The sequence below is a fragment of the Idiomarina aminovorans genome (assembly GCF_023155095.1).
Lineage (GTDB): Bacteria > Pseudomonadota > Gammaproteobacteria > Enterobacterales > Alteromonadaceae > Idiomarina > Idiomarina aminovorans.
The window spans coordinates 513,222-522,347 of sequence record NZ_JAKNDA010000002.1 but is presented as its reverse complement, the minus strand read 5'-3'; the positions used below and the strand labels follow the sequence as shown (position 1 = coordinate 522,347).

Below are 9,126 nucleotides of genomic sequence, written 5' to 3'. Positions count from 1 at the left end.
CTTGCTTAACACGCCGCCTACGTACGCTTTACGCCCAGTAATTCCGATTAACGCTTGCACCCTCCGTATTACCGCGGCTGCTGGCACGGAGTTAGCCGGTGCTTCTTCTGCGACTAACGTCAATGTGCTGCACTGTTAATACAACACCCTTCCTCGTCGCTGAAAGTGCTTTACAACCCGAAGGCCTTCTTCACACACGCGGCATGGCTGCATCAGGGTTTCCCCCATTGTGCAATATTCCCCACTGCTGCCTCCCGTAGGAGTCTGGGCCGTGTCTCAGTCCCAGTGTGGCTGATCATCCTCTCAGAACAGCTAGGGATCGTCGCCTTGGTGAGCCTTTACCCCACCAACTAGCTAATCCCGCTTGGGCTCATCTTTAGGTGTGAGGCCCGAAGGTCCCCCACTTTGGTCCGTAGACATTATGCGGTATTAGCCACAGTTTCCCGTGGTTGTCCCCCGCCTAAAGGCAAATTCCCAAGTCTTACTCACCCGTCCGCCGCTCGTCAGCAGAGAAGCAAGCTTCTCTCTGTTACCGCTCGACTTGCATGTGTTAGGCCTGCCGCCAGCGTTCAATCTGAGCCATGATCAAACTCTTCAATTAAAAGTAGTTCAATCAACTCAATGAATTACGCGTTTTTGCTCACTTCATTTCTGAAGCTTGCTGAACACTCATTCAAAAGTTGCAATACAATATTTCTTGTTTGCTTACTTCTGCAAGTGCCCACACAGTTTGCTTGGCTTGATAGTATTGTTAAAGAACGTTGCTTCTTCCGAAGCAGGGAGGCGTATTTTACACTTCCCGAACGTTTCGTCAACCATTTTTTATCAGCTTTTTAAGCTTGGTTAAAACAAAACGCCGTTGCCAGAATTCCTTGCGTATAAGTCATGACAACGGCGGCGAATTATAGTGATCTCTGTGAGCCTTGCAAGATCTTTTTTGGCTCTCCCTGATCGTTTGTTCAGATCATCACCAACTTGCTGCTTTAATCTTCTTTTTCAGGCTTTTCTGCTGCTTTTTTCTTCTCTTCGTTATCATTAAAGTCTGCATCATCGTCGTCGTCGTTATCACCGAGAATATGACCGAGCTTTAACTTCTTCACATTTTTTATCGTTAATACCGGACCTGACAGCGCATAAAGGAAAAAGATAGAGAACAGCACCACTGAGGGCTGCGTCGCAACAACCACAAAAGCCAGTACAATAACCAGAATCACTAAAAAGGACACTTTCCCTTTCCAGTCCACATCTTTAAAAGAGTGGTAACGAAAGTTGGTGACCATTAACAACCCGGCGCAAATTGTGATGACGGCCGCAATACCGCCAATATCACCGCCTTTAATTCCATACTCAGAACCCACCCAGACTAAGCCAGCGACAATAGCCGCTGCACTGGGTATCGCTAACCCCTGAAAAAAATTCTTATCGGAAGAGCCTAAATTGGTATTAAAGCGCGCCAGGCGAAGTGCCCCGCCAGCCACGAAAACAAATGCGGCTAACCAACCCATTTTGCCCAGGTCAGCTAAGGCGTAGTTATACATGACCAGTGCCGGCGCCATACCAAAGGATACTATATCGGCCATACTATCGAACTCGGCCCCAAAGTCGCTCTCGGTATTGGTCATTCTGGCGACTCTGCCATCTAAGCCATCAAAAACCATTGCGATAAATATCGCTACTGCCGCTTCTATAAAGCGATCGTTCATTGACGCAACAATGGCGTAAAAGCCTGAAAACAGGCCAGCAGTTGTAAACAGGTTTGGCAGTAAATAGATACCGCGGCTCTTGCCACTAGTATTTGAGCTGTCATTACTCATGTATAAAACACTCTTTAGTCACTAAATAGAAAGTAGTCAGGTTATCACAACCGGGCTTCGAACAGGAAATGTCCGAAGCCCGGTTAAGTTACTGCGTGATCACTAACTGCTCATTTTCAACGCTTACTTTGATCGGTTTAGCGGGTTCAAGTTCCCCTGACAAGATTTTTTGCGCTAACGGGTTCTCCAACTCGTGCTGAATAGCGCGTTTCAGAGGACGAGCACCAAAGACTGGATCAAAACCGGTTCTGGCCAAATGCGACAAGGCTGGGTCATCCAACTCTAACTGGTACTCTTTCTCTTCCAGGCGATTATAAAGAAGCTGCAACTGAAACTGCGCAATCGAGCGAATTTCATTTTCACCTAATGGATGAAATACAACAGTCTCATCTACCCGGTTAATAAATTCCGGACGAAAATGATGAGCCAGTACTTCCATGACCTCAGCTTTCATCTGCTCATAAGTATGCTCTTTAGCATGCTCTTGAATTAAATCTGACCCCAAATTTGAGGTCATAATAATCACCGTGTTCTTAAAATCTACGGTACGGCCCTGACCATCGGTTAAACGTCCATCGTCTAATACCTGCAATAAGATATTAAAGACATCTGGGTGCGCCTTTTCAATTTCATCTAATAAAATCACAGAATATGGCTTACGGCGTACGGCTTCAGTTAAGTAACCCCCCTCTTCATAACCGACATAGCCAGGAGGTGCACCAACCAGACGAGCGACCGAATGCTTTTCCATAAACTCTGACATATCAATACGCACCATGGCATCGTCAGTATCAAACATGAAATTTGCCAGTGCTTTCGTTAGCTCAGTTTTACCGACACCGGTCGGCCCCAGAAATAAAAATGAACCGATAGGCCTATTAGGGTCACCCAGCCCGGCTCGTGAACGTCGAATAGCATTTGAAACAGCTTCGACCGCTTCATTTTGTCCAACCACCCGGCCGTGTAATTGCTCTTCCATCTGAAGCAGTTTTTCACGCTCGCCTTCAAGCATTCTGTTAACCGGAATGCCCGTCCATCGCGACAGCACATCCGCAATTTCTTCTTCAGTAACCCGGTTTTTGAGTAAGCTCATATCCTGCATTTCGGCTTGCAAGGCCAAGTCGAGCTGTCTTTCCAGTTCCGGAATACGCCCATACTGAAGTTCCGACATACGATTTAAGTCACCCGCACGACGGGCGATATCCATATCGGTACGTGCCTGTTCCAACTGAGATTTTATATGTTGTGTACCCTGTACTGCAGCCTTCTCGGTATTCCAGACCTCTTCTAACTCTCCATATTTACGTTCTTGATCATCAAGCTCGTCATGCAGAATTTCCAGCCGCTTTTTACTGGCGTCATCTTTTTCTTTTTGCAGCGCCTGCCGTTCGAGCTTTAACTGAATAATGCGGCGCTCCAGACGGTCAAGATCTTCTGGCTTAGAGTCAATCTGCATGCGAATGCTGGACGCTGCCTCGTCAATGAGGTCGATAGCTTTGTCCGGCAGTTTGCGGTCGCTGATATAACGATGTGACAACGACGCTGCCGCAACAATAGCGGGATCGGTAATTTCTACCGAGTGATGTAACTCATAGCGCTCTTTCAAGCCACGCAAAATAGCAACAGTGTCTTCCACATTAGGTTCTTCAACCAACACTTTCTGGAAGCGTCTTTCAAGAGCCGCATCTTTTTCGATAAACTGACGATATTCATCCAGTGTGGTAGCACCAACGCAATGCAGTTCGCCGCGAGCCAAGGCCGGTTTCAGCATATTCCCGGCATCCATGGCACCTTCAGCTTTACCCGCACCAACCATAGTGTGCAGCTCGTCGATGAACAAAATAATACGGCCTTCTTCTTTTGAAAGCTCGGTCAATACGGCTTTTAATCGCTCTTCAAATTCACCGCGAAATTTTGCGCCCGCTAACAACGAACCGAAATCAAGTGACAATACTCGCTTATGCTTTAAGCCTTCAGGCACTTCACCGTTAACAATACGCTGAGCTAAACCTTCGACAATGGCCGTTTTACCGACACCAGGGTCACCAATAAGCACCGGATTATTTTTAGTACGGCGTTGCAGTACCTGAATAGTACGACGAATTTCTTCATCACGACCAATAACAGGATCTAGCTTTCCTTGTTCAGCACGCTCGGTTAAATCAATAGTGTATTTATCAAGAGCCTGACGTTTTTCTTCTGCATTTGGATCATCCACCTTCTCGCCGGAACGGATATCGTTAATGGCCTTTTCTAACGCATCACGTTTAACTCCCTGCTGACGGAAAATATCACCCAGCTTGCCTTTATCTTCAGTTGCGGCCAGCAAAAAGAGCTCTGAAGAAATATAGGAGTCATTTCGCTTCTGAGCGTATTTATCACAAAGATTCAGCAGTTGTGCCGTATTCTGTGACAACTGTACATCACCGCCAGTCCCCTCAACCTGAGGCAAAGCCTCTAACGCCTTAGATAAATCCGCCCTGAATTTGGGGATGTCGACACCCAGCATCGTGAATAAGGGACGCACCGAACCGCCGTTTTGATCCAGCAGCGCCTGCATTAAATGAACCGGTTCTATGAATTGATGATCGCGCCCCAGAGCAATTGACTGAGCGTCAGCAATAGCCATCTGGAACTTACTGGTAAATCTATCGTGTCGCATCGATACTTCCTCATTTAATTTTTTCGATATATTAAATGTGGGTACTTTTTGCGCGCTTTCAAGTGACTGCGCTTAATTTCGCCAAATAATTGACGCAAATCGTGCTGCCGCCTTTTCCTTACGCCACGAATACCAGTTTATGTTATTGCGTGCCGTGCACTCTTCGCTTCTTGTAATATTCTTAACGCCTGCACGCAGACAATCATCAACTGCAATAGAAGATAAATCGGCTAACCATTTATCTGACAACGAAGTAAAGTGTTCAACATTCGATGCGTGACAGGCAACAAAGGCTTCGCGGACATCATTTCCAACGTCAAAAGACGGGGCTCCAATAGCCGGCCCGATCCAAACCCGGATATCAGCAGCTGCGGTTTGAAAATGAGACAACGCATGTTGCAAAACGCCACCCGCTAATCCTCGCCAACCGGCATGCACTGCCGCAATTTCTTTGCCATCATCTGAGCAACAAAGAATAGGCAAACAGTCTGCAGTTAATACTGCACAGACACTATTGGATGAATCGCTGTAAGCGGCATCGGCAACGGCCGATTTAAAAGGCCATTGCAAGACATTATTGGTGTGTTTTTGCTGCAGCCAGGTGACCGCTTCAGGTAACTCAAGTTCTCGTTGCAATTGGCGGCGGCGTAAAATAACCGCAGCGGGATCATCGCCCACATGCGCCGCCAGGTTGCCAAAGGCTCTGGTGGTTACTGCCGCATGAACATTTGACGGCAGTTTCCAGTCCGGAAATACAATCCCTTCATGCTTGTTTGAAACGTTCATGATCCACACGCAGCTCTTCAATCAAATATTGAAAATCCGTTGGCCGCGGAACATTAAATTCCAGCCAGTCTCCGGTAATAGGATGATGCAAACCGAGTGACGCCGCATGCAAAGCCTGACGATTAAAACCACGTAATGTTTGCAACAGGCGGCCTTCAGCTTGTTTGGGGGGTCTTGGCCGACCGCCATAAGTTAAATCGCCAACCAAAGGATGCCGGATATGCGCCATATGGACACGGATTTGATGGGTTCGGCCTGACTCCAGACGCAACCGCAGCAAAGTATGTGCACGGTAACGATCGAGTACACGGTAATGCGTTACTGCCGGCTTCCCCGATTGCACCACCGCCATATGGGTTCGCTTCGTTGGGTGTCGACCAATAGGTTGCTCAATCATCCCCCCGGCCGTCATTACGCCATTACACACCGCTTCGTACTCACGTGTAATTTCGCGATTCTGCATCATGGCTACTAACTGCGTCTGAGCAGGTACATTGCGCGCCACCACCATTAATCCGGTCGTGTCTTTATCCAAACGATGAATAATACCCGCACGCGGTACTAAGTCGAGTTGAGGGTCATAATGCAATAAACCATTTAACAAGGTCTTGTCCGGTGCACCCGCCCCTGGGTGCACAACCAGTCCGGCCGGCTTATTTATCACTAAAATATCATCGTCTTCGTACACAATATCCAGTTCGACCGGTTGCGGCTGATGTCGCTCTTCGCCTTCAATTTCCGCGTCAACAGCAACTAAGGCGCCGGCAGCCACTTTTTCTCGTGGTTTTTCGATAACTTGTGCGTCAACGGTTACTTTTCCATCAGTTATCCAGCTTTTTAACCGCGACCGAGAGTAGTCCGGGAACAAGTCTGCAAGTGCCTGGTCTAACCTTTTCCCAGCTTGAGATTCGGTAACAATGGCTTCTAATTCAATGCTTTTGTTCATATATTGGGTTTCGACTGTCAAAGCCTTTACGGCTGCGTTAGAATGCAAGAACATGCTAGTGTAACCGTTTGCCGGTGCAGCGCCAAAAAAATAAAGGGAATCCTTCATAATATGTTAAATAATAAATTAGGCCGAAGCGTCGTTTTTTCATCGGCTCTTGGATTAATGTTAGCGGGTTGTTCCAGCCAGTCCGAACAAGAGCAGGTAGCAAAGACACAAATTGAAGCCATGTATGAGCAAGCTCAGGAGAGTATAGCTAGTGGTAATTTGAACTTGGCAAAGGAACAGTTATCAGGCCTCAATAAGCGTTACCCTTTCGGCCCTTTTGCACTTCAAATTCAGTTAGACCTTATTTATCTGCATTATAAACTCGATAATACAGATGAAGCCTTAGCGGCCATTGATCGCTTTATCAGTCTGAATCCAAATCATAAGGATGTCGATTACGCACTCTACCTACGAGGCTTAGTCAATCAACGTGCTGAACACAATGCCATACATGACCTGGCCGGTGTCGACCGCTCCGACCGCGACTCATCCATGGCGCAAGAAGCATTTAAAGATTTTGCTGAATTAGTACGCAAATACCCTGACAGCGAATACGCAGCTGATGCTAAACAACGTTTAATTGCTTTAAAAAGCCGTCTGGCTAAGAAAGAGCTTGCGATTGCCCAATATTATATGGAGCGTCAGGCTTACCTGGCAGCGGCTAACCGCGCTCGTTATATTTTAAAGCATTTTTCAGATACGCCGGAAGTTGAGAACGCATTAGCGATGATGGTAGAAAGCTATGAGCAACTTGAATTGCCAGAGCTGCGTGAAGACGCAATGAAAGTGTTGCGGACTAACTTCCCCGATAGCCGGTTAGTTTCAGCCCAGTAAAGTATCGAATATAGCAGACGCGGCGATTTACACCGCGTCTTCGTTTTCCTCGCCGGTACGAATACGAATAACTCGCTCAATATCGGTGATAAAAATTTTACCGTCACCAATTTTACCTGTTTGTGCCGTTTCCATAATAGCTTCAACGCAACGCTCAACTTCGCTATCCGCAACCACAACTTCCAGTTTTACTTTAGGCAGAAAGTCGACCATATACTCTGCGCCACGATAGAGCTCGGTGTGCCCTTTTTGTCGACCAAAGCCTTTAACTTCTGACACTGTCATACCCGCAATGCCAACTTCGGACAGTGCCTCACGCACATCGTCTAACTTAAACGGCTTAATAATGGCTTCAACTTTTTTCATCAGTACTTGTCCTATTGACCTTGTCGCTGTAATTCATGGCGATAGTGACTGGTAATGGGGTAACGACGATCTTTACCAAAGTTACGTGGCGTCACTTTAGGTCCAGTCGCAGATTGCCGACGTTTGTATTCATTCAGATCGACCAGACGAATCACCCGGCGTACGTCTTCCTCTGAAAAACCAGCGGCAATAATATCGGTTACCGACCAGTCTCTCTCTACATACAATGCCAGAATGCGATCCAGATCGCTATAGTCTGGCAGGGAATCCGAATCGACCTGATCCGGAGCCAATTCGGCCGAAGGAGGCCTGTCTATTACTCGCTGAGGAATACAGGCACCACGGGTATTACGAAACTCAGACAATTGATAAACCAGCAGTTTAGGAATATCTTTAATTGGCGCGAAGCCGCCGCACATATCGCCGTAAAGGGTTGCATAACCCACGGCCATTTCGCTTTTATTACCCGTCGCTAACACCAGTGAACCGGTTTTATTTGATAAAGCCATCAGCAAAACACCACGGCAGCGTGACTGTAAATTTTCCTCTGTGGTATCTGTTTCGGTTTCGCCAAACAACGGCGACAATTGCTTTATAAACTCGTCAAACATGGGTTCAATAGGCACAACGTCGTAACGAACTCCTAAAGTTTTAGCTTGTAGCTCGGCATCTTCCAGGCTCATATCGGAGGTATAACGAAATGGCATCATCACCGCATGGACTTTATCGGCTCCTAACGCATCATTGGCTATCGCTAAAGTCAACGCTGAATCAATACCGCCCGACAAACCAAGCGCAACGCCGGAAAAACCATTTTTAGTCACGTAATCTCGTACGGCTAATACCAGTGCGTCGTACACATGAGCCAGGTCATTTTGTTCCGGCTGAGCATCAAATTCGCTGCAGGTAACACGATTATCTTCGTAAGTTACTGATGCGGTGGTCATCTGGCAATGTGGCAGCTCAGCAACAAGCTCACCTTGAGCATCGATAACTAGCGAGTGACCGTCAAACACCAATTCGTCCTGAGCGCCACAATTATTCAAATACAAAATGGGTTTACCCGCTTCAGCGACACGTTGCTTCAGCACCCCCAGGCGTTGCTCATGTTTATTAAGCTCATACGGAGAGGCATTCATTGATAAAACCAGGTCAATGTCATCGTCCAGCAACTGCTGCAGTGGCTGTGGGCTCCATAAGTCCTCGCATATTTGCAGACCGATACGGACCCCCTGCCATTCAAATACCTGGCTCTGGTGGCCGGGAATGAAATAGCGCTGCTCATCAAAAACACCGTAGTTCGGCAAACGTTGCTTAAAATAACGCAACAAACATTCACCACGATGCAAAACCGACATAGCATTAAACAACTCTTCACCCACAGCCTGAGGGTGGCCAACGATAACGACACAATCAGAGGCCGCCGCGCTAATTTGTTCAACCGCATTGTCTACCGCCTGATGCAAATCTTCGCGGAATAATAAATCTTCCGGCGGATAACCGGTAATAGCCAGCTCCGGGAAAACAATAATGTCGTGTTGTTCACCCTGCTCACGCAAGGTTTTTAAAATTAAGGCGGTGTTGTTATGAATGGCGCCAACCGTAAAGTCCAGCTGTGCCAGGCACAATGAAAGTTTTGCCATAACTGCTCAGTCCAAATTTGCCATTGC

7 protein-coding genes and 1 rRNA gene are annotated in these 9,126 nt (G+C 47.2%); 1 reads left to right on the top strand and 7 read right to left on the bottom strand.

Features of this window, described 5'->3' with window-relative positions:
• The 5 genes from L8G48_RS06535 to rluD all read right to left on the bottom strand — a co-directional run.
• Positions 1-601 (bottom strand): 16S ribosomal RNA (locus L8G48_RS06535); the annotation flags it as partial.
• A 382-nt stretch (positions 602-983) separates the two neighbouring features.
• Entirely contained in the window at positions 984-1,814 is an 831-nt protein-coding gene (gene pssA, locus L8G48_RS06530) for a CDP-diacylglycerol--serine O-phosphatidyltransferase (RefSeq protein WP_248263793.1), read from the bottom strand.
• Positions 1,815-1,902: 88 nt separating this feature from the next.
• On the bottom strand, positions 1,903-4,476 hold the full coding sequence (clpB, locus tag L8G48_RS06525) for an ATP-dependent chaperone ClpB (protein WP_248263792.1): 2,574 nt from the start codon (positions 4,474-4,476) through the stop codon (positions 1,903-1,905).
• Between the two features lie 72 nt (positions 4,477-4,548).
• Entirely contained in the window at positions 4,549-5,262 is a 714-nt protein-coding gene (gene pgeF / locus L8G48_RS06520; RefSeq protein ID WP_248263791.1) for a peptidoglycan editing factor PgeF, read from the bottom strand.
• A complete protein-coding gene (gene rluD, locus L8G48_RS06515; RefSeq protein ID WP_248263790.1) occupies positions 5,240-6,208 on the bottom strand; it encodes a 23S rRNA pseudouridine(1911/1915/1917) synthase RluD in 969 nt (322 codons plus the stop codon). Before rluD ends, pgeF begins: the two co-directional genes overlap by 23 nt.
• A 111-nt stretch (positions 6,209-6,319) precedes the next feature.
• Between rluD and L8G48_RS06510 the strand changes: the two genes are divergently transcribed.
• Positions 6,320-7,090: an outer membrane protein assembly factor BamD gene (locus L8G48_RS06510; protein WP_248263789.1), complete on the top strand. Its 771-nt coding sequence runs from the start codon at positions 6,320-6,322 to the stop codon at positions 7,088-7,090.
• 27 nt (positions 7,091-7,117) lie between these two features.
• Here L8G48_RS06510 and glnB read toward each other — a convergent pair whose 3' ends face one another.
• Together glnB and L8G48_RS06500 are read right to left on the bottom strand one after the other, a co-directional pair.
• Positions 7,118-7,456, bottom strand: coding sequence for a nitrogen regulatory protein P-II (gene glnB, locus L8G48_RS06505; RefSeq protein WP_248263788.1), 339 nt, complete (start codon positions 7,454-7,456; stop codon positions 7,118-7,120).
• Between the two features lie 11 nt (positions 7,457-7,467).
• Positions 7,468-9,099, bottom strand: a complete 1,632-nt coding sequence (locus L8G48_RS06500; protein ID WP_248263787.1) for an NAD+ synthase — start codon at positions 9,097-9,099, stop codon at positions 7,468-7,470.
• Positions 9,100-9,126 lie beyond the last annotated feature (27 nt).